Source organism: uncultured Allobosea sp. (assembly GCF_945956895.1).
Classification (GTDB): domain Bacteria; phylum Pseudomonadota; class Alphaproteobacteria; order Rhizobiales; family Beijerinckiaceae; genus Allobosea.
Map to the genome: position 1 here is coordinate 49,084 of NZ_CAMFJF010000016.1, position 20,902 is coordinate 69,985.

The 20,902-nt window shown below is 66.3% G+C and carries 20 protein-coding genes; 15 read left to right on the forward strand and 5 right to left on the reverse strand.

Annotation, left to right across the window (positions count from 1 at the left end; translation table 11 throughout):
• Positions 1-26 precede the first annotated feature (26 nt).
• From Q0Q02_RS11830 to Q0Q02_RS11850, 5 genes are all read left to right on the forward strand, one after another.
• Positions 27-1,022: a tripartite tricarboxylate transporter substrate binding protein gene (locus Q0Q02_RS11830; RefSeq protein WP_293809607.1), complete on the forward strand. Its 996-nt coding sequence runs from the start codon at positions 27-29 to the stop codon at positions 1,020-1,022.
• A 129-nt stretch (positions 1,023-1,151) separates the two neighbouring features.
• The gene (locus Q0Q02_RS11835) at positions 1,152-1,640 is read left to right on the forward strand and encodes a tripartite tricarboxylate transporter TctB family protein (RefSeq protein ID WP_293809609.1); all 489 of its coding nucleotides are present in this window, start codon (positions 1,152-1,154) and stop codon (positions 1,638-1,640) included.
• 18 nt (positions 1,641-1,658) lie between these two features.
• Positions 1,659-3,170, forward strand: a complete 1,512-nt coding sequence (locus tag Q0Q02_RS11840) for a tripartite tricarboxylate transporter permease (RefSeq protein ID WP_293809611.1) — start codon at positions 1,659-1,661, stop codon at positions 3,168-3,170.
• Between the two features lie 33 nt (positions 3,171-3,203).
• Positions 3,204-4,121 (forward strand): dihydrodipicolinate synthase family protein, encoded by a 918-nt coding sequence (locus tag Q0Q02_RS11845; protein ID WP_293809613.1) that lies wholly within the window; start codon positions 3,204-3,206, stop codon positions 4,119-4,121.
• 134 nt (positions 4,122-4,255) lie between these two features.
• On the forward strand, positions 4,256-4,975 hold the full coding sequence (locus Q0Q02_RS11850; protein ID WP_293809614.1) for a ribonuclease activity regulator RraA: 720 nt from the start codon (positions 4,256-4,258) through the stop codon (positions 4,973-4,975).
• 28 nt (positions 4,976-5,003) lie between these two features.
• Here the strand turns inward: Q0Q02_RS11850 and Q0Q02_RS11855 are convergent, their stop codons facing one another.
• Entirely contained in the window at positions 5,004-5,477 is a 474-nt protein-coding gene (locus Q0Q02_RS11855) for a hypothetical protein (protein ID WP_293809616.1), read from the reverse strand.
• Positions 5,478-5,694: 217 nt separating this feature from the next.
• On the opposite strand from Q0Q02_RS11855, the gene Q0Q02_RS11860 reads away from it, so the two are divergent.
• The 10 genes from Q0Q02_RS11860 to Q0Q02_RS11905 all read left to right on the forward strand — a co-directional run bounded on the left by Q0Q02_RS11860 (position 5,695) and on the right by Q0Q02_RS11905 (position 17,211).
• On the forward strand, positions 5,695-6,351 hold the full coding sequence (locus Q0Q02_RS11860; protein ID WP_199085775.1) for a helix-turn-helix domain-containing protein: 657 nt from the start codon (positions 5,695-5,697) through the stop codon (positions 6,349-6,351).
• Between the two features lie 341 nt (positions 6,352-6,692).
• A complete protein-coding gene (gene ccoN, locus Q0Q02_RS11865; RefSeq protein WP_293809671.1) occupies positions 6,693-8,306 on the forward strand; it encodes a cytochrome-c oxidase, cbb3-type subunit I in 1,614 nt (537 codons plus the stop codon).
• Positions 8,307-8,319: 13 nt separating this feature from the next.
• Positions 8,320-9,084 (forward strand): cytochrome-c oxidase, cbb3-type subunit II, encoded by a 765-nt coding sequence (gene ccoO / locus Q0Q02_RS11870; protein ID WP_293809618.1) that lies wholly within the window; start codon positions 8,320-8,322, stop codon positions 9,082-9,084.
• Positions 9,085-9,095: 11 nt separating this feature from the next.
• Positions 9,096-9,251, forward strand: coding sequence for a cbb3-type cytochrome c oxidase subunit 3 (locus Q0Q02_RS11875; protein WP_293809619.1), 156 nt, complete (start codon positions 9,096-9,098; stop codon positions 9,249-9,251).
• A gap of 2 nt (positions 9,252-9,253) precedes the next feature.
• Positions 9,254-10,138: a cytochrome-c oxidase, cbb3-type subunit III gene (gene ccoP / locus Q0Q02_RS11880; protein ID WP_293809621.1), complete on the forward strand. Its 885-nt coding sequence runs from the start codon at positions 9,254-9,256 to the stop codon at positions 10,136-10,138.
• Positions 10,139-10,169: 31 nt separating this feature from the next.
• The gene (gene ccoG / locus Q0Q02_RS11885; RefSeq protein ID WP_293809673.1) at positions 10,170-11,594 is read left to right on the forward strand and encodes a cytochrome c oxidase accessory protein CcoG; all 1,425 of its coding nucleotides are present in this window, start codon (positions 10,170-10,172) and stop codon (positions 11,592-11,594) included.
• A 20-nt stretch (positions 11,595-11,614) separates the two neighbouring features.
• Positions 11,615-12,136 (forward strand): FixH family protein, encoded by a 522-nt coding sequence (locus tag Q0Q02_RS11890; protein WP_293809623.1) that lies wholly within the window; start codon positions 11,615-11,617, stop codon positions 12,134-12,136.
• Position 12,137: 1 nt separating this feature from the next.
• The gene (locus Q0Q02_RS11895) at positions 12,138-14,351 is read left to right on the forward strand and encodes a heavy metal translocating P-type ATPase (RefSeq protein ID WP_293809625.1); all 2,214 of its coding nucleotides are present in this window, start codon (positions 12,138-12,140) and stop codon (positions 14,349-14,351) included.
• On the forward strand, positions 14,348-14,521 hold the full coding sequence (ccoS, locus tag Q0Q02_RS11900) for a cbb3-type cytochrome oxidase assembly protein CcoS (protein WP_293809627.1): 174 nt from the start codon (positions 14,348-14,350) through the stop codon (positions 14,519-14,521). Before Q0Q02_RS11895 ends, ccoS begins: the two co-directional genes overlap by 4 nt.
• A 113-nt stretch (positions 14,522-14,634) precedes the next feature.
• Complete coding sequence (locus tag Q0Q02_RS11905) at positions 14,635-17,211, forward strand: DNA translocase FtsK (RefSeq protein ID WP_293809629.1); 2,577 nt, start codon at positions 14,635-14,637, stop codon at positions 17,209-17,211.
• 171 nt (positions 17,212-17,382) lie between these two features.
• Here the strand turns inward: Q0Q02_RS11905 and Q0Q02_RS11910 are convergent, their stop codons facing one another.
• The 4 genes from Q0Q02_RS11910 to Q0Q02_RS11925 are packed head-to-tail and all read right to left on the reverse strand — an operon-like array spanning position 17,383 to position 20,795.
• Entirely contained in the window at positions 17,383-18,207 is an 825-nt protein-coding gene (locus Q0Q02_RS11910) for an inositol monophosphatase family protein (RefSeq protein WP_293809631.1), read from the reverse strand.
• On the reverse strand, positions 18,204-19,046 hold the full coding sequence (locus Q0Q02_RS11915; protein WP_293809633.1) for an endonuclease/exonuclease/phosphatase family protein: 843 nt from the start codon (positions 19,044-19,046) through the stop codon (positions 18,204-18,206). The genes Q0Q02_RS11910 and Q0Q02_RS11915 overlap by 4 nt, the downstream gene beginning before the upstream one ends.
• A gap of 10 nt (positions 19,047-19,056) precedes the next feature.
• Positions 19,057-19,920 (reverse strand): carbohydrate ABC transporter permease, encoded by an 864-nt coding sequence (locus Q0Q02_RS11920; protein WP_293809635.1) that lies wholly within the window; start codon positions 19,918-19,920, stop codon positions 19,057-19,059.
• Positions 19,917-20,795 carry a carbohydrate ABC transporter permease gene (locus Q0Q02_RS11925; RefSeq protein ID WP_293797978.1) on the reverse strand — a complete coding sequence of 293 codons (879 nt, stop codon included), beginning with the start codon at positions 20,793-20,795 and terminating at the stop codon, positions 19,917-19,919. Before Q0Q02_RS11925 ends, Q0Q02_RS11920 begins: the two co-directional genes overlap by 4 nt.
• Between the last annotated feature and the right edge of the window lie 107 nt (positions 20,796-20,902).

Sequence of the window (20,902 nt, forward strand, 5' to 3'; positions counted from 1 at the left end):
AAGATCAAACCCCAGGGAGAGAAACCATGAAGACCATCGCCATTTCGGCTGCGCTCACTGGCGTGCTCACGCTTGGCGGCATCGGTGCCGCGCAGGCCTGGGAGCCGACCAAGCCGATCGAGTTCGTCGTCACTTCGGGCGCCGGCGGCGGCACCGATAATTTCGCCCGCATCATCCAGTCGATCATCACCAAGCACAAGTTCACCGAGCAGCCGATCGTGGTGGTGAACAAGGGCGGTGGCTCCGGCGCCGAAGGCTATGTCTACGGCAAGGGCGCCAAGGGCGATCCGAACCGCGTCATCTTCGGTACCAACAATGCCTACCTGCTGCCTTACGTCGCCAAGCTCGGCTACAAGGTCTCGGACCTGACGCCGGTCGCAGCGCTGGCGCTCGACGAGTTCCTGCTCTGGGTCAAGGGCGATGCCCCCTATGCCGATGCCAAGAGCTATATCGATGCGGTCAAGGCCAAGCCGATGGGCTTCAAGATGGGCGGCAGCCAGTCGAAGGACACCGACCAGACCCTGACCTCGATGATCCAGGACGCCACCGGCGTGAAATGGATCTATGTGCCCTTCCAGGGCGGCAGCGCCGCGGCCGTGCAGCTCGCCGGCGGCCATATCGACTCCAACACCAACAACCCCAACGAGAATATCGGCCAGTGGAAGGCCGGACAGGTGAAGCCGCTCTGCGTCTTCTCGCCGGTGCGTCTCGCCAAGGGCGAGCCGATCTTCGAAGGCAAGGGCTGGGGCGACATCCCGACCTGCAAGGAAGCGGGCCTGCCGCTGGAGACCTTCCAGATGCCGCGCACCGTCTGGCTGCCGGCCGACGTTCCGGCCGATGCCGTGACTTATTATGCCGGCCTGCTGGAGAAGGTCTCCAAGACCCCGGAATGGCAGGAATTCGTGACGCGCACCGCCCAGACCGGCAAGTTCATGAAGGGCAAGGAACTCGCCGATTTCGTCGCCAAGGACGAGGCTGCCAACAAGAAAGTCTTCGAGAACGAAGGCTGGGTCGCGAAGTAAGGTGGGATCGTCATTCCCGGGCGGCGCAGCGCGCCGACCCGGGAATCTCATGACGAGAAGGCTGGTTTCCGAGATGGCCGGGTCAAGCCCGGCCATGACGCGCAAGCCCTGAAAGGGAGAACTCACCGCATGATCACCCGCTTCTGGGCAGAGATCGGGACGGCCGTCCTGACGCTGGTCTTCGGGCTCGTCATCGTGAAGGGCTCGCTGGAGTTCGGCATCGGCTGGGATACGTCCGGCCCGCAGCCCGGCGCCTTTCCCTTCTACGCGGGGGCGCTGATCGCGCTGGCGAGCCTGGGCACGCTTGCCGTCACCATCGGCCAGCGTGTCGCCGGCAAGGCCGCACTTGCCGAGGCCTTCCTCGACGCCGAGCGCGGCAAGCGCGTGCTCGCCTTCCTCTTGCCGCTCGTCGCCTTCGTCGTGCTGAGCGCGACCCTCGGCATGTATGTCGCGACGATCGTCTACCTCGTCTTCGCGATGCGCTTCCAAGGCGGCTATGGCTGGCTGCAGAGCCTCGGCACCGCCTTCGTGACGGCGGCTTTCTTCTATTTCGCGCTCGAGAAATTCTTCCAGATCGGCCTGCTCAAGGGCCCGATCGAGCCGCTCATCGGCCTCTGAGACGGCGGGGATATCAGCATGGACAACATCGCCAACCTGATGCACGGCTTCTCGGTCGCGCTCACCACGCACCATGTCCTGCTGATGATGGCGGGCGTCCTCCTCGGGGTACTCGTCGGCGTCTTGCCGGGGTTGGGCGCGCCCAACGGCGTCTCGCTGCTGCTGCCGCTGACCTTCTCGATGGACCCGGTCTCGGCGATCATCCTGCTGACCTCGCTTTACTGGGGCGCGCTCTTCGGCGGCTCGACCACTTCGATCCTGTTCAACATCCCCGGCGAGCCCTCATCGGTCGCGACGACCTTCGACGGCCATCCCATGGCCAAGCAGGGCAAGGCGACCGAGGCGCTGTCCTTCGCCTTCCTCTCGGCCGGTTTTGGCGCGCTGGCCGGCGTCATCCTGATCACGCTGCTCTCCGGCTGGGTCGCGAAATTCGCGCTGCGCTTCTCCTCGCCCGAATATTTCGCCGTCTATTTCATGACCTTCGCGAGCTTCATCGGGCTCGGCGGCGCCTCACCCTTCAAGACGGTGGTCTCGATGGCGATCGGTTTCGCGCTCGCCACCATCGGCATGGACTCGGTCTCCGGCAATGTCCGCCTGACCTTCGAGTTCGACGTGCTGCTGGCGGGCGTCAGCTTCCTGATCGCGGTGATCGGGCTGTTCGGCATCGGCGAGTTGCTGCTGACGATGGAAGAAGGGCTGAAATTCGAGGGCGTCGCCGCGAAGGTCCGCGTCGGGGATGTTTTGCGGACTGCCATGAAACTGCCGCCCTACTGGCTCGCCCTGCTGCGCTCCTCGTTGATCGGCATCTGGATGGGCATCACGCCAGGCGGGCCGACGGCCGCCTCCTTCATGAGCTACGCCATGGCCAAGCGCTCCTCGCGCCACCCCGCCAAATTCGGCAAGGGCGAGCCCGAGGGCGTGATCGCGCCGGAGACCGCCGACCATGCCGCCGGCTCCGCCGCCATGCTGCCGATGCTGGCGCTCGGCATTCCCGGCTCGGCGACGGCCGCCGTGATGATGGGCGGCCTGATGATCTGGGGCCTCAATCCCGGCCCGACGCTGTTCACCGACCGGCCGGACTTCGTCTGGGGCCTGATCGCCTCGATGTATCTCGGCAATGTCGTTGCGGTCGTGGTCGTGCTGGCGACGGTGCCGCTCTTCGCCTCGATCCTGCGCATCCCCTTCTCGATCATCGGGCCGATCATCGTGGTGATCTGCTTCATCGGCGCCTTCACCGCCGCGAGCAAGGAATTCGACATCTGGCTCGCGCTGGTCTTCGGCCTGGTCGGCTATGTCTTCAAGAAGCTCGACTACCCGATCGCGCCGCTCGTGCTGGCCATGGTCATCGGCGACAAGGCCGAGGACGCCTTCCGCCAGTCGATGATCTTCAGCCAGGGCTCGCTCTCGATCTTCTGGTCGAACCCGCTGGTCTCGACGCTGATGGCGATCGGTCTCGCGCTGCTGGTCATGCCGGTCCTCGGCTCGATCGCGCGCCGCTTGCGCGGCACCAAGGCCGCCAGCACCGCCTGATCCTTTCCTGTCCGCCACCGACGAGATGACGCCATGACCGAACCCTACAAGGGCATCCTGCCGATCGCGCCGACCATCTTCCACGACAATGGCGACCTCGATATCGAGGGCAACAAGCGCGTCATGGACCTGATGGTCGACCAGGGCGTCGACGGCATCTGCATCCTCGCCAATTTCTCGGAGCAGTTCCTGCTCACCGATGAGGAGCGCGAGCAGGTGATGCGGCTCTCGCTGGAGCAGGTCGCCGGCCGCGTGCCAGTCATCGTCACCACCTCGCATTTCGCGACGCGCATCGCTGCCGCCCGCGCCAAGGCCGCAGCGGACGCCGGCGCGAAGATGCTGATGATGATGCCGCCCTATCACGGCGCGCTGCTCAAGGCCGACGAGCAGGGCATGATCGAGCATTTCAAGGCGGTGGCCGATGCCTGCGGCATTCCGATCATCCTGCAGGACGCGCCGCTCTCGGGCGTGACCATGACCGTGCCCTTCATGATCCGGCTGGCGAAGGAGGTTCCGCTCGTCCGCTATTTCAAGATCGAGGTGCCCGGCACCGCCAACAAGCTGCGCGCATTGATCGAGGCCGGCGGCGACGCCGTGGTCGGCCCCTTCGACGGCGAGGAGGCGATCACGCTGATGGCCGATCTCGATGCCGGCGCGACCGGCACGATGACCTCGGCGATGATCCCGGATCTGATCAAGCCGATCCTCGCAGCGCATGCGACGGGTGACCGCAAGCAGGCGGCGGCGCTCTATGCCCGCGTGCTGCCGATCATCAATTACGAGAACCGCCAATGCGGCCTGCGCTCGGCCAAGGCGGTGATGAAGGAGGGCGGCGTCATCAGGTCGGAAGCCGTGCGTCATCCGTTGACGCCGCTGCATCCGAAGACCCGCGAGGGACTTATCGAGCTGGCGCGCGAGCTCGATCCGCTGGCACTGCGCTGGGGCAAGTAGGCGAGATTCCGGCAGGCGTGAGCGGGGTTGCGTTTTTCGCTGATCGCTCCGCCTTTACAAAGCGGGTCGGATCGCGGGAACTTCTCCGCCGCCTGCCGCCCGGCGGGAAGCCTCGGACGTCGGAAGGTGAGCGCATGCCCAGTCTCAAGCCGGTAACCCGCGAGAAGCTGCGCACGGTTTCCGTCGCCACGCTCTGCACCGCCCTGTTCAAGCGTGGCCTGCGCAACCAGTTCATCCAGGATGTTCGCCCGCTCAATCCCGGTGCCGGAACCATGGTCGGCGAGGCCTTCACCTTACGCTACATCCCGGCGCGCGAGGATCTGAACCAACTCTCCGTCTTCCAGGACCGCGCTCATCCGCAACGCAAGGCGGTCGAGGATTGCCCGCCCGGCGCCGTCATGGTGATCGACAGCCGCAAGGACCCGCGTGCCGCCTCGGCCGGCGGCATCCTCGTCTCGCGCTTGATGAAGCGCGGCGTTGCCGGCGTCGTCACCGATGGCGGCTTCCGCGACTCCTACGAGATCGCGCGGCTACCGTTCCCGACCTATCACAACCGCCCCTCCTCCCCGACCAACCTGACCCTGCACCAGGCCATCGACATCAACGTGCCGATCGGCTGCGGCGATGTCGCGGTCTTCCCGGGCGATGTCGTGGTCGGCGATGCCGAAGGCGTCATCGTCATCCCCGCCCATCTCGCCGACGAGGTCGCGGCCGAGGCGGTCGAGATGACCGCCTTCGAGGATTTCGTCACCGAAGAGGTGCTGAAGGGCCGCTCGATCCTCGGCCTCTATCCGGCGACGGAGGAGCAGACCAAAGTCGATTTCGCGGCGTGGCGGAAAGCCAACGGCCGCTGATCGGGGCGGCCTCTTGGTTTGAGGCAGGTCAATTCGCCGCGGTCGGCGCCAGCCGCGCCCGGCCGAGCACCATCATCCGGTCGACCTGGAAGCCCGAGCGCTGGAAGGCGTCATGGTCCTGCGGCCAGGCGGCCGAGCGCTCCAGCGAGATCGCGATCCGGGGCAGGTCGAGCTCGATCGCGAGCTGGTTGGCGAAGCGCAGCAACGCATCGACCAGATGGGTGCCCGGCAGGCGCAGCATCGCGAGCTCCGAGATTTCCAGCGCCGTGCCACCCGCGATCGTCTGGGCGACGCGGAAGGTGAACACGGCATGCGGCATGGCGCGCGCGTCGCGGAGCGCGAAGACGCCGCGCGGCCGCGCGCCGTCCTGCGAATTGTCACGCACGAAGGCGGCCCATCCATCCGGCGTCACCTCCGGATGCAGCATGGCGACGAGGCTGAAGACCGTGTCGGCGCTGGCCGGCGCGATACGCGCGACCTCGAAGATTTCATCGCCCGTCACGTGCGGCTTCTCCCGAATTCAGGGACGCACGGTGGTTGCGGGGAGCATGGTGTTGCATTGACCTGGATCAATTTCGCCGGCTGCGACGGAGAGCGCACTTTGTGACCTTGCCCGCCTCGGTTATGGTCTCGTCGATAAGCGGGAAGATGCGATCGTGAACTGTCACCCTTCGGCCTGTAGCGCTACGCACCGTGGGGAAGGCAATTGCCGCAACTGCATGGTGCGTCTGGTCAGCGTCTGCGCCTCCCTTTCAGACGATGAGCTGGCGCTGCTGGAATCCCTGGCGCACCCGACGCATTTCGCCTCGGGCGAGACGCTGTTCACGCAGGGGCGCGAGGCGCATTCGGTCTACAACGTCACGGCCGGTGTCGTGCGCCTTTACAAGCTCCTGTCCGACGGTCGCCGTCAGGTCGTCGGCTTCGCCCTGCCGGGCGATTTCCTCGGGCTCGCGATGCGCGATGCCTATGGCTTCTCGGCTGATGCGATCGGCGAGGTCGCCGCCTGCGCCTTCTCGCGGGGCGCCTATACCGCGCTGGTCGATGCCAAGCCGCATCTGCTGAAGCGTCTGCACGAGTTCGCGACGCATGAGCTTACGCTCGCCCATGAGCAGATGATGCTGCTCGGCCGCCGCACCGCCGAGGAGAAGCTGATCTGCTTCCTGCTCGGCATGCAGCAGCGCTGGGCGCGGCTCGGCAAGCCCTCGGTCACGGTGCCCTTGCCGATGACGCGGCAGGACATCGCCGACTTCCTCGGCCTCACCATCGAGACGGTGAGCCGCACTTTCACCCGCCTCGCCAAGGACAAGACGATCCTGATCGTCCCCGGCGGTGTGCGCGTGATGAACCCCGAGCGCATGAGCGCCGTCGCGGCCTGAGAACGAGGTCGGAGTTCGAGCCCTCATCCTGAGGAGCCGCGGAACGTGGCGTCTCGAAGGATGTTCCAGATGGTTCGGGAGCCTCCTGAAACATCCTTCGAGACGCCATTCCCAAGAGAATGGCTCCTCAGGATGAGGGCTCTCCAAAACAGGCTCGAAGCCTGCGCTACCGCGCCGCACCCCGCGCGGCACCCCCGTTGACCTGAATCAACGCCCCGCCTTCTCCCGCCCGTTAAGCCTGCCGCGATGGGCGCGCTCATGCGCCGGAGACGAAGCGGGGTTAGAAGGTGACGGCAACGGCAAGCCCTGTCAGGCAGGCGACTGTCGGCGAATTGATCGGGATGCTGATCGCGGCGGCCTGCGTGCTGCCTCTGATCGTGATCGCGGCGCTGACCGAGAATTCCGGCTACGCCTTCCACGCCATGCTCGGCGTCCTGGCATCGGCGGCGGCCGTCATCCTGATTGCCAATCGCTGCTTCGACGGTAGCGTTCCGGTCGAGCCACAGGAAATCGACGGCAAGCCCAACTACAATATGGGGCCGGTCAAGTTCGCGACCGTCGCCGCCATGGTCTGGGGTATCGCCGGCTTCACGGTCGGCCTGCTCATCGCCTCGCAGCTCGCCTTCCCGGTTCTGAACTTCGATCTGCCCTGGATCAATTTCGGCCGGATGCGGCCCTTGCACACCTCGGCCGTGATCTTCGCCTTCGGCGGCAACGTGCTGATCGGCACGTCCTTCTATGTCGTGCAGCGCACCTGCCGCGCGCGGCTGGCGGGCATCCTGTCGCCCTGGTTCGTCGTGCTCGGCTACAACTTCTTCATCGTCATCGCGGGCACGGGCTACCTGCTGGGCATTACCCAGGGCAAGGAATACGCCGAGCCGGAATGGTATGCCGATCTCTGGCTGACCGTCGTCTGGGTCGTCTACCTCCTGGTCTTCCTGGGCACGGTGATGAAGCGCCGGGAGCCGCATATCTATGTGGCGAACTGGTTCTATCTCGGCTTCATCCTGACCATCGCGGTCCTGCATATCGGCAACAACGTCGCCGTGCCGGTCTCGCTCCTGTCGCCGCGCTCCTACGGCCTCTGGTCGGGCGTGCAGGATGCGATGTTCCAGTGGTGGTACGGCCATAACGCGGTCGGCTTCTTCCTCACCGCCGGCTTCCTCGCGATCATGTACTACTTCGTGCCCAAGCGCGCGGAGCGGCCGATCTACAGCTACCGGCTCTCGATCATCCACTTCTGGGCTCTGATCTTCATCTATATCTGGGCCGGTCCGCACCATCTCCATTACACCGCGCTGCCCGACTGGGCGCAGACGCTGGGCATGACCTTCTCGATCATGCTGTGGATGCCCTCCTGGGGCGGCATGATCAACGGCATCATGACCTTGTCCGGCGCCTGGGACCGGCTGCGCACCGATCCCGTCCTGCGGATGATGGTGGTCTCGCTCGCCTTCTACGGCATGTCGACCTTCGAAGGCCCGCTGATGTCGATCAAGGCGGTCAACGGCCTGTCGCACTACACCGACTGGACCATCGGCCATGTCCATTCCGGCGCGCTCGGCTGGGTCGCCTATATCTCCTTCGGCGCGATCTACTGCCTGGTGCCCTGGCTCTGGAACCGCAAGGGGCTCTACTCGCTCAAGCTGGTGAGCTGGCACTTCTGGATCTCGACGCTCGGCATCGTCTTCTACATCACCGCGATGTGGGTTTCCGGCATCCTCCAGGGCCTGATGTGGCGCGCCTACACCTCGCTCGGCTTCCTCGAATATTCCTTCATCGAGACCGTCGCGGCGATGCATCCCTTCTATGTGATCCGCGCGATGGGCGGCGCCCTGTTCCTGATCGGCGCGCTGATCATGGCCTTCAACCTCTGGATGACCGTGCGCTCCGAGAGCGCGGCCGAGATGCCGCGTTCAGACGAAGCGCCGGCGCCGCTGGCCATGGCCGTCTGAGGAGTTCCGGGCAATGACGAGCATCGAACACAAGCCCGCGCGCCGGTCGCTCTGGGCCAAGCACAAGATCTTCGAGACCAACTCGATCATCCTGGTCATCGGCGTGCTGCTGGTGATCTCGGTCGGCGGCCTCGTCGAGATCGCGCCGCTCTTCTATCTGAAGAACACGATCGAGACCGTACAGGGCATGCGCCCCTACACCCCGCTCGAGCTGGCCGGCCGCGCGATCTATGTCCGCGAGGGCTGCTACAACTGCCACAGCCAGATGATCCGGCCGCTGCGCGACGAGGTCGAGCGCTACGGGCATTACTCGCTCGCGGCCGAGAGCATGTACGACAAGCCGTTCCAGTGGGGCTCGAAGCGCACCGGACCGGACCTCGCCCGCGTCGGTGGCAAGTACTCCGACGAGTGGCAGCGGGCGCATCTGGCCGAGCCGCGCGCCGTCGTTCCGCAATCGATCATGCCGGGCTATCCCTTCCTGGCGAAGACCGAGCTGAAATACAGCGACATCGCCGACGAATTGCGCGCCAACCGCGCCGGCGGCGTGCCCTACACCGACGAGATGGTCGCTCAGGCGCAGAGCGACCTGAAGGCGCAGGCGACGCCGGACCATCCCGGCCAGTCCGATCTGGAGAAGCGCTACCCCAAGGCGCAGTCGCGCGATTTCGACGGCGACCCGCAGCGCATCACCGAAGCCGACGCCCTGATCGCCTATCTCCAGGCGCTCGGCACGCTGGTCGACTTTAAGCTCTACGACGACAAGGCCAACATCCGCTGAGCGAGGCTGCCATGCAAACGACCTATCACTGGCTCGCCGGCTTCGCCCAGTCCGTTGGCCTTCTCTACTTCGTCGCCGTCTTCCTCGGCGTCTGCCTCTACGCCTTCTGGCCGAAGAACCGCGCCCGCTTCGAGCAAGCTGCGCTCAATCCGCTGCGCGAGGACTGATCATGGACCAGCGTCACGACGCACCGCATATCGACCCTCACACCGGCATCGCCACCACCGGCCACGAATGGGACGGCATCCGCGAACTCAACACGCCGCTACCGCGCTGGTGGCTCGGCATCTTCTACGCGAGCATCCTCTGGTCCATCGGCTACTGGGTCGTGTATCCCGCCTGGCCGCTGCTGACCGACACCACCAGGGGCGTGATCGGCTATGCCAGCCGCGCCGATATCAGCGCCGATATGGCGCAGCTCAAGGCGCAGCGCGCCGTGCAGGCCGCTGGCATGGCGGATGCGACGCCAGCCCAGATCAAGGCCGACCCGACCCTGTTCCAGATCGCGATGGCACAGGGTAAGGCCGCCTTCGGCGACAATTGCGCCGCCTGCCACGGCGTCGGCGGCGCCGGGGCCAAGGGCTATCCGAACCTCAACGACGACGACTGGCTCTGGGGCGGCTCGCTCGACGCGATCCAGCAGACCATCACTCACGGCATCCGCGTCGCCGGCAATGACGAGACGCGGGTGAGCCAGATGCCGGCCTTCGGCCGCGACGGCATGCTCAAGCGCGACGAGATCAATGCCGTCGCCAACCATGTCCGCGAGCTCGCCGGCCTCTCGACCGAACCGAAGGCCAATCTCGCGCTCGGCCGCAAGCTCTTCGCCGACAATTGCGCCGCCTGCCATGGCGAGGCCGGCAAGGGCAATGCGGAGATGGGCGCGCCCAATCTCACCGACGCGATCAGCCTCTATGGCATGGACATGGCCTCGCTGACCGAGACCATCACCAACAGCCGCAACGGCGTGATGCCGGCCTGGGGCGGACGCCTCGACGCAACGACCATCAAGGCGCTGACCGTCTACGTCCATTCGCTCGGGGGAGGACAGTAGCGTGAGCACGGCCGGGGCCGATTCCGACGACATGCCGCTCTTCGCGGCGTCGCGGAAGGTCTATCCGCAGAGCGTGTCCGGCCCGTTCCGGCGCGCGAAATGGGCGATCCTGTTCCTGTGCCTCGGCATCTACTACCTGCTGCCGTTCCTGCGCTGGGATCGCGGCCCGCACCTTCCGAACCAGGCGGTGCTGGCCGATATCGCCAATGGCCGCTTCTACTTCTTCTTCATCGAGATCTGGCCGCAGGAGGTCTACTATTTCACCGGCCTGCTGATCATCGCCTCCTTCGCGCTCTTCCTGATGAACGCGCTCGCGGGCCGCGTCTGGTGCGGCTATCTCTGCCCGCAGACGGTCTGGACCGATCTCTTCCTCGCCGTCGAGCGCTTCTTCGAGGGCGACCGGCGCGAGCGCATGCGGCTCGACGAGGCGCCGTGGAGCTTCGGCAAGCTCTGGCGCAAGGTGGCCAAGCATGCGGTCTGGCTCGTCATCGCCTGGTGGACCGGTGGCGCCTGGGTGCTCTATTTCGCCGATGCGCCGACGCTGGTGCGGGAGCTCGCGACCTTCACCGCGCCGCTCTCGGCCTATGTCTGGATCGCGATCCTGACCTTCACGACCTACACGCTCGCCGGCATCATGCGCGAGCAGGTCTGCAAGTTCATGTGCCCCTGGCCGCGTATCCAGGCGGCCTTGACCGACGACGAGGCGCTCAACGTCACCTATCGCTATGACCGCGGCGAGCCGCGCGTGTCGGTCAAGCAGGGCTTGAAGCTCAAGGCGCAGGGCGCGCCGGCCGGTGACTGCATCGACTGCTACCAATGCGTCGCGGTCTGCCCGGTCGGCATCGACATCCGCGACGGCGCCCAGCTCGACTGCATCCAGTGCGGGCTCTGCATCGACGCCTGCGACACCGTCATGGCCAAGGTCGATCGCCCCAAGCAATTGATCGCTTATGACACCGAGATCAACGTCAAGCGCCGGATGGCAGGCCTGAAGGCGATCTACCGCCCGTTCCGGGCGCGCACGGCGATCTATGCGGCTCTGATCGTTGTGGTCGGCGGAGCGATGCTCTGGCAGCTCGCGACGCGCCGCACGGCCGATATCTCCGTGCTGCACGAGCGTGCGCCGCTCTTCGTGACGCTGAGCGACGGCTCGATCCGCAACGCCTATACGGTTCGGCTGCTCAACAAGCGTCCGGAGATTCGTCCCTTCGCGCTGACCGTGGATGGGTTGCCCGGCATCCGCATCGAGGCAGTCGGCGTCGTCCAGACCGCCGATGTCAGACCGGTCGTGGCTGTCGATCCCGATTCCTCGCGCGAAGTGCGCGTGCTCGTCACCGTGCCGGCCGGCGTGCCGCTCGAGGCATCGCAGGCGATCACCATCACGGCCTCGGACCTCTTTGCCGGGGAGACCGTGCACGCGGCCGACCATTTCATGGCGCCCGGAGCCAAACTATGAGCTGCTGCGGAGTTTTCCAGATGTCCTGCGACACCCCCGCCGCCCCGCGCCCGCGCCGCCCCTTCGAATTGACCGGCTGGATGGTCGCGGCGATGCTGGTGCTGTTCTTCGGTGTCATCATTTCCGTCAACGCGACGATCCTGACCGTGGCGCTGCGCACCATGCCGGGCGTCGAGACGCGCAGCGCCTATGAGGACAGCCAGCACTTCAACCAGGAGATCGCCCGGCAGCACGAGCGTGATGCGCGCGGCTGGCGGGCGGCTGCCGCACTCGCCCGCCAGGGCGAGGGAGCAATCCTCGGTGTGACGCTGGCGGATCGCCTGGGACAGCCGCTCTCAGGTTTCACCACGACGGCGCGTTTGCGCCATCCCGCCACGTCCGCGCGCGACCACGCCGTCACGCTGAACGAGCGCCAGCCCGGCCGCTACGAGGCCGGTTTCGATCGGATCGAGGCTGGCTCCTGGATCCTCGAATTGCAGGCCCGGCGCGGCGAGGAGGTCGTCTTCGTCTCGCGCAGCCGCATCACCCTGCCGGAGACGTGACATGGCGGCGCAGGATCTCTCGGTCCGAGATCTCTCAGTGTTCGTGCGCCATCGCGATGGCGGCATCGCCAGCATGGAGCTCGCGGTCGATGGCATCCGCTGCGCCGGCTGCATGCAGGCCATCGAGAGCGGTCTCGGTCGCGAGCCCGCCATCCTCGGTGCCCGCGTCAATCTCGCGCTGAAGCGCGTCTCGGTCGAATGGCGCGAGGCGCTGCTCAGGCCGGAGGCCGTCGTCGACAAGCTCGGCGCGCTCGGCTTCAAGGCTTATCCCTTCGTCGCCGAGAGACAGGAGGATGGTGCCGCTAGCGAGGAGCGCAGCCTGCTGCGCCGGCTCGGCGTCGCCGGCTTCGCCTCGATGAATATCATGCTGCTCTCGGTCGCGGTCTGGGCCGGCAATAGCGGCGACATCGATCCGACGACGCGCGATTTCTTCCACTGGCTCTCTGCGCTCATCGCCCTGCCGACGGCGGCCTATGCCGGCCGCCCCTTCTTCGAGAGTGCGCTCAGGGCGCTGAAGGCCGGCGCCGTCAACATGGACGTGCCGATCACCATCGGCGTCGTGCTGGCGCTCGCCATGTCCGTCGCGGAAACCTGGACCCATGGCCGCCACGCCTATTTCGACGGCGTGGTCATGTTGCTCTTCTTCCTGCTGATCGGGCGCTATCTCGACCAGCTCATGCGCCGCCGCACCCGCGATCTCGCCGGCAATCTCGCGGCGCTCAAGGCCGAGACCGCAGCAAGGCTCGCTGACGACGGCAGCTGGACGATCACGCCGATCGCAGCGATCCAGCCCGGCGATTGCGTCCTCGTGCGCCCGGGCGAGCGTGTCTCGGTCGACGGTATCGTCGAGACCGGCCGCTCCGAGCTCGACCAGAGCCTCGTCACCGGCGAGACCGCTCCCGCCGCGATCGGCCAGGGCGAGCGTGTCCATGCCGGCACACTCAACCTCACCGGCGCCCTGACCATCCGGGTCGAGGCTGCCGGGCAGGGCACGCTGCTCGACGAGATCGATCGTCTGATGAGCCAGGCCGTGGGCAGCCGCTCGCGCTATGTCCACTTGTCGGATCGGGCCGCGCGGCTCTATGCGCCGGTTGTCCATACACTGGCGGCCGCAACCTTCCTCGGCTGGCTGGCCTGGGGGCTTGCCTGGCCGGAGGCGTTGCTGATCGCCGCCACGGTCCTGATCATCACCTGCCCCTGCGCGCTCGGCCTCGCGATTCCGGCCGTGCAGGTCGTTGCGGCCTCCGCATTGTTCAAGCGCAAGATCATGCTCAAGGAGGGCGATGCGCTGGAGCGCCTCGCCGAGGCCGATATCGCCGTCTTCGACAAGACGGGGACGCTGACCCTGCCGGAGCCCGATATCCTCAACCCCGAAGTGCTGCCGGCCGAGCGCCGGGCGGAGGTCGGCGCGCTCGCCGCGGCCAGCACCCATCCGCTGGCGCAGGCCCTGGCGCGCGCTCTCGGCGCCACCTCTCCCCGAACGGATGTTCGCGAGGAGCGTGGGCAGGGCCTGTCGGTCGGCGAGGGCGATGGCGAGCAGAGGCTCGGCAGCCTTGCCTTCTGCGAAGCCGAAGCCGAGGCCGCCTCGGTCAAGGCGCGCCATCCCGGCGCTTCGCTGATCGCCTATCGTCAGGGCTCCTATCGCACCGTTCTGGCGCTTGGGCAGAGCCTGCGTCCGGATGCGCGCGCGACGATCGATGCCCTGCGCGCGGCGGGGCTCGAAATCGCGATCCTCTCCGGCGACCGGCCGGAAGCGGTCGCGCCGATCGCGGCTGCGCTTGGCGTCACGCATGTGCAGGCGGGGCTCCTGCCGGGCGACAAGCTCAACCGGCTCGACAGCATGGCGGCCAATGGCCGCAAGGTGCTGATGATCGGCGATGGGCTGAACGATGCGCCTGCGCTGGCGGGTGCGCATGTCTCGGTCTCGCCGGTCAGCGCGACCCATCTCGCGCAGGCGGCCGCCGATATCGTCTTCCTCGGCGACAGCCTCGCGCCCGTCTCCGCAGCACTCCAAATTGCCCGCAAGGCGCGCGGGCTGATGCTGCAGAACCTGTGGTTCGCCGTGCTCTACAATGCGGTCGCGGTGCCGATCGCGATCGCGGGGCTGGCGACGCCGCTGGTCGCTGCCGTCGCCATGTCGGGCTCGTCCCTGGTGGTGACCCTCAACGCGCTGCGCGCCCGCGGCGGCAAGGCACCTTCGGAGGCAGAGGCATGAACATCATCGTCATCCTGTTTCCCCTCGCGCTCGGGCTCGGCCTGCTGGGTTTGGGCGCCTTCTTCTGGTGCATGCGATCGGGTCAGTTCGCCGATCTGGAAGGTGCCGCCTGGCGCGTGCTTCAGGACGATGACGCGGCCGCGCCTCCCTCGGAAAAGCAGGCGCGGTGAGGCTGGTCGCGCCAGCTTCGGACACTGAAAGGGAGGCCGCCGGAACGGTCTCTTAACCCTGCCGGGCTAGGACTGGGTCTCAGGTTAACGAAGCGTAGTGTTCGCCTAAGCCCATGCAAAAACTGGATCGTCTCCGCCGCGCGAACGCCGTCGTTTCCGAGGATCATCGCCTCGCTCAACCACAGCAGACCGCACTGTCCGCAACATCGGAAACCTCTGTCGCAGAGCCGCTTCGCAACGAGCCGGCATCGTCCAGCCTCTGGCCGGCCTATGTCCGTCCCTCGCGCTCTGCCGACGCCCAGCGCAAACTGGCGCAGGCCGAGCGGGAGCTTTCAGCCTCCCCGGTTCTCGGGCAGCGATTCGACATCAGCCTGTCCCCGAACGCTCCCACTCCGGGTGAGAGCCGCGTCCGCTTCTGGCGCACGCCGGATCACCTGATCCGGCAGGTCTGGGGCGCGCCGGGCGGCGAGCCGATACCCGAGCCGGCAGCGGATGGCTCTGCGGATGTGGAGTTGACTTTCGACGCGGGCGAGAACGCTTTTGTCGATGAAATGCAGCTCGCGGAGATGGATTTCGAAGCCCCTGTGGCGCTCGCTGCCTTGCTGGAGCAGGAGGTTGCGACGCCGCTCGATTTCATTTCGGATCACGCCTTCTGGGAATGCGTACCCGAGGCCGAGCGCGACGACGCCGATTTCGCGTTCGATCCCGTTGCTCCGTCGGTGGCGGTGGGCGCGGTGAACCATGCCTCGACTGTCGGCTTTGAAGAGCAGCCGGTCGCGATGCGCGAAGCCGCGCCGCTGCCGATCACTGCTCCGGTCGTTGCGCCAGCCTGGTCCGGCTTCGGCTGGGGGCAGAGCTATCAGGTGAGTTTCCAGATCGCAGCGCCGTCCTGGTCCGTGCCGGCCACCGAGGCGCCCGTGATTGAGGACGAGGCTCCGATCCCGGACGAGCCGGCAGCTGCGGCAAAGCCCGGCGTGCCGCTGGCACGCAGCACGCGGCCTGCGGTCGAGCCCAAGCTCACTCAACCCAAGCCTGTTCAGCCGGAGCCCGCCAAGCCTGAAGCTGTTCGCCCCGAGTCGGCGGCGGTCGAATCCGCCAAGGTCACCCCGTTCAGGGCAAAACTTCGCCTTGTCGAATTGCCTGTGGTGCAGGATGCCGGTTTCCAGCTCCCGCCGATCGAGTTCCTGGCCGAGCCGCCGCAGGCGCAGGCCGAGACCATGCCGGTCGAGATGCTCCAGCAGAATGCCGGCCTGCTCGAAGGCGTGCTGGAAGACTTCAATATCCGTGGCGAGATCGTCCAGGCCTGCCCCGGTCCGGTCGTGACGCTCTACGAGCTTGAGCCCGCCCCCGGCATCAAGAGTTCCCGTGTGATCTCTCTCGCCGACGACATCGCGCGTTCGATGAGCGCGGTGTCGGCGCGCGTTGCGGTGGTGCAGGGCAAGAACGCGATCGGCATCGAGTTGCCGAACACCCGCCGCGAGACCGTCTTCCTGCGCGAACTCCTCGCCAGCCAGGATTTCGAGGCGACCAAGCACAAGCTCGCGCTCTGCCTCGGCAAGACCATCGGTGGCGAGCCGGTGATCGCCGACCTCGCCCGCATGCCGCACCTGCTCGTCGCCGGTACCACCGGCTCGGGCAAGTCCGTGGCGATCAACACGATGATCCTATCGATCCTCTATCGGCTGAAGCCGGAGGAGTGCCGCCTGATCATGGTCGATCCCAAGATGCTGGAGCTCTCCGTCTATGACGGCATCCCGCATCTGCTCACCCCGGTCGTCACCGATCCCAAGAAGGCGGTCGTCGCCCTCAAATGGGCGGTGCGCGAGATGGAGGAGCGCTACAAGAAGATGTCGAAGCTCTCGGTGCGCAACATCGACGGCTTCAACGCGAGGGTCGGCGAGGCCAAGGCGGCGGGCGAAGTCATCACCCGCACCGTCCAGACCGGCTTCGACAAGCATTCCGGCGAGGCGATCTACGAGGAGGAGGTCATGGACCTCGAGCCTCTGCCCTATATCGTCGTCATCGTCGACGAGATGGCCGACCTGATGATGGTCGCCGGCAAGGAGATCGAGGGCACGATCCAGCGCCTCGCCCAGATGGCGCGCGCCGCCGGCATCCATGTCGTGCTGGCCACTCAAAGGCCCTCGGTCGACGTCATCACCGGCACGATCAAGGCGAACTTCCCGACCCGCATCTCCTTCCAGGTGACGTCGAAGATCGACTCGCGCACGATCCTCGGCGAGATGGGCGCCGAGCAGCTGCTCGGCCAGGGCGACATGCTCTACATGGCCGGCGGCGGGCGCATCACCCGCGTCCACGGCCCCTTCGTCTCGGACAACGAGGTCGAGAAGGTCGTGGCCCACCTCAAGACACAAGGCCGGCCGCAATATCTCGATGCCGTCACCTCCGAGGACGACGAGGGCGCAGAGGACGAGGACGGCGCCGTCTTCGACAAGACCGGCATGGGTTCGGCCGACTCGGACGACCCCTACGAGCAGGCGGTCGCGGTGGTCCTGCGCGACAAGAAGGCCTCGACCTCCTATATCCAGCGCCGCCTCCAGATCGGCTACAACCGCGCCGCATCCATCATGGAGCGCATGGAGAACGAAGGCATCGTCGGGCCGGCTAACCACGCAGGGAAAAGAGAGATTCTCGGGGAAGGTCCGCGTCAGCGCGACGACGAGGACTGAGCGTCCCAAAGAAGGGCTATCATCCCGGGCGAAGCGAAGCGCAGACCCGGGATCCATGCCTGAACCTGAGCCGGACGCGCTCCGGCATGGATCCCGGATCGGCGCCGCTTCGCGGCTTGTCCGGGATGACGATGAGGTTGTGACGAGGATGCGGCGAGCCGACTTTGCCGTTCAGTCCAGCAGGATCGACCTGATTTCCCGCCAGCTCGCTTCATCGGGCGCGCAGAGCAAACCGGCCGGGCGCTCGGTCGGCGAATAGGGGCGGCCGTCGAGCAGGCGCGCATGGCCGCCGGCTTCGCTGTAGAGCAGCACGCCCGGCGCATGGTCCCAGGGGTTGAGGGCGCCATAGAGCAGGAATTGCAGGCGTCCCGCCGCGGCCAGCCGGTACTCCTGCCCGCAGCAGCGCAGCGAGCCGACTTCGAGGAAGGCCGGAAAACGGCCGGGAAGCGTGCTGCGCAGCGGCTCGGGGAAGTACTGCCAGCTCGCCATGCCGTTCATCTGCCGCGTCGCGACGGCGGGCGCGACGTGCAAATCGCGGCTCGTGCCGTCCGCAGAGCTCATCCAGGCGCCTTCGCTGCGCAGGGCCATGGCGCTGTCATCGGCTGTCGGATCATGGATCACGGCGGCGGCGATCTCGCCTCGGACGATGACAGCGGCCATCACCGCGAAAACCGAGAGGTCGCTGGCGTAATTCAGCGTGCCGTCGATCGGGTCGATGACGAAGGCGAGCTCGGCTTCGGAAAGCCTTGAGAGAAGGGACGGGTTGCGCGTCACCGCCTCCTCGCCGATCAACGCCGCGCCTGGAAAGGCCTTGGCCAGCTCGGCGCAGATGAAGCGTTCGGCCGCCTCGTCGGCTTCGGTGACGACATCGACGGGGTTCTGCTTGGTGCGGATATCGCCATCAGTCAGGCGCCGGAACCGCGGCATCACCTCGCGCCGTGCTGCTTCGCGCAGGATGGCGTCGAGCCGCTGGTGATCCTGTCGGGTGAAGATCATTCGAGGTCGAATTCAACGAGGATCGGCTGGTGGTCCGAGGCCCGCGTCTCGATATCGTAGGTGATCGAACGCGCTCGTTGAGCAAGGTCCGGCGTTGCCAGCACGAAGTCGAGGCAACCCGGCGGGCCATAGGTCTGGTCGCAGATGAAGGCGGAGGGCGGGTGCAGCTCCGTGCCCTTCAACACCGGCCAGAGATCGACCAGCGGCGGAACATCGCCCTCGAACGGGGCGAGCAATTGCGCCATTCCGGCATCGTCGGGACGCATGTTGAAATCGCCGGTCAGGATTGCGCTCGCCGCGTTCGGCGTCGGGGTATAGGTGTGTGGGCCGGCAAGGCGTGGCGTCGCCTGCCGCGCTGCCGCCATGCGGTGGATTTGCCGGATGCCTTCGACCTGCGCGGCGCGCAGGACGGGCGACGAGTATTCCAGATGCGTCGTCATCACCCGGATCGGGCCGAAGGGTGTCTCGACCATCGCCTCGACCAGCACGCGCGGCATGTTGCGCGTCGGCGCCGCTTCCCAGGGCAGGACATGGCGCAGCGCCTGTGCCACCGGCAATCGCGACAGGATCAGATTGCCGAAGCGCTTGCGGCCGCCTGCGCCGTCCGGAACATCGACGCCGATCGCCTCGATCGCCGTGAAACCGGGCAAGAGTTCGCTGAACAGGGCGAACTGGTCGGTGCGGTCATTGCCGTCGAGATCGAGGAAATTGGCCGCGACCTCCTGCAGGCAGAGCACGTCGAAATCCGCCATCTGCCGGGCATGCTGGATGATGCGGCGCGGATCGACATTCTCGTCGACGCCGCGGGCCCACTGGATGTTCCAGGTGATCAGCTTCATCGGCGTAGCGCTACTTGATGCCGGCGCGCATGAAGCTCTGCACGAACTGGCGCTGGAACAGCAGGAAGCCAACGAGCAGCGGCGCCGAGGTCATCAATGTCGCTGCGCAGATCACCGCCCAGTCGATGCCCTGGTCGGCCGAGGAGAACACCTGAAGGCCCACCGTCAGCGGGCGGGACTCGACCGAATTGGTCACCAGCAGCGGCCAGAGGAAATTGTTCCAGTGATAACTGACCGAGACGAGGCCATAGGCGACATAGGTCGGCTTCGCCAGCGGCACATAGACCTTCATCAGCACTTGCAGCGGGCTCGCGCCCTCGACGCGCGCGGCATCGTCGAGCTCCTTCGGTACGGTCTTGAAGGTCTGCCGCAGCAGGAAGATGCCGAAGGCCGAGGCGATATAGGGCAGGGCGATCGCCGGGATCGTGTCGATCAGGTTGACCTTGGCGAGCGTGCGGTAATTCTCGACGATCAGCGCGTCCGGCATGATCATGAGTTGCGCCAGGATCAGCACGAAGGCGACGTCGCGGCCCCAGAAATCCTGCCGCGCCAAGGCATAGGCCGCGAGAGTCCCCAGCACGATCTGGAAGGTCAGGATCAGGGTGACCAGGATGAAGGTGTTGAGGAAATAGCGGGCGAAGGGCGCCGCAGCCCAGGCACGCGTGAAATTGTCGAGCGTCAATGGCGCGGTCAGCACGAAGCGCGTGGTGTATTCGGCCGGATGGAACGCCGCCCAGACGGCATAGGCCAGCGGCAGGACCCAGAGGAGCGCGAGCAGGATCGCGCCGGTCGATTCCAGCGTGAGCGCGAGGCCCTTGGGCGCATAAGGGTCGGCGCGTGTCGCGGACGGAGCGGGTTGGGGCGCGGCGCTCATTGATAATGCGTCCTGCGTTCGAGCCAGCCGTACTGGACGAAGGCGACCAGCGCGAGCAGCGCCAGCAGCACGCAGGTCAGCGTCGCCGCATAGGCGGTGTCCCAGAAGCCGAAGCCGACCTGGTAGATGTAGTAGAGCAGCAGCGTCGTCGCGTTGTCCGGGCCGCCGCGGGTCATCACCACGATATGGTCGACCATGCGGAAGGCGTTGATCACGGCGTTGATCAGCACGAACAGCGTCGTCGGCATCAGGAGCGGAAACTGGATGCGCCGGAAGAAGGTCCAGCGCGAGGCACCCTCGATCGCCGCAGCCTCGCCGAGGCTGGGCGGGATCGCCTGCAGCGCCGCGAGATAGAAGATCATGAAGAAGCCGGCTTCCTTCCAGATCGCGACGATGGTGATGGCGTAGAGCGCGGTGTCCTGTGAGCCCAGCCAATTGGTCGAGCGTGCGCCGAACAGGCCGGTGATCTGCTCCAGCAAACCGTATTGCGGCGTGTAGAAGAACAGCCAGATATTGGCGACCGCGATCATCGGCAGGATCGTCGGCGTGAAATAGGCCATCCGGACGAGCGTGCGCCCGGCGATCCTGTCATTGACCCAGACCGCCATCAAGAGCGCCAGCGCGATCGAGGTCGGGATGGTGCCGAGCGCGAACCAGAGGTTGTTGCTCAGCGCTTTCCAGAAGATCGGGTCGGCGAGCATCTGCTGGTAGTTCTCGAGCCCGATGAAGCGCGCCGGGCGGCGCGCCTTCGGTGTCGAGTAGAAGCTCTCGATGAAGCTCGCGACCGCGGGCCAGTGCGTGAACAGGGCCAGGCAAGCCATGGCCGGCAGCAGGAGCAGCCAGCCATGGATCGTCGCGGTCGCGCGGTTCGTCATCGGTTCAGCTCCCCGTCATTGCGAGCGAAGCGAAGCAATCCAGGGGGACGTAGCGCTCTGCCACCCCTGGATTGCTGCGTCGCTTCGCTCCTCGCAATGACGGTTTG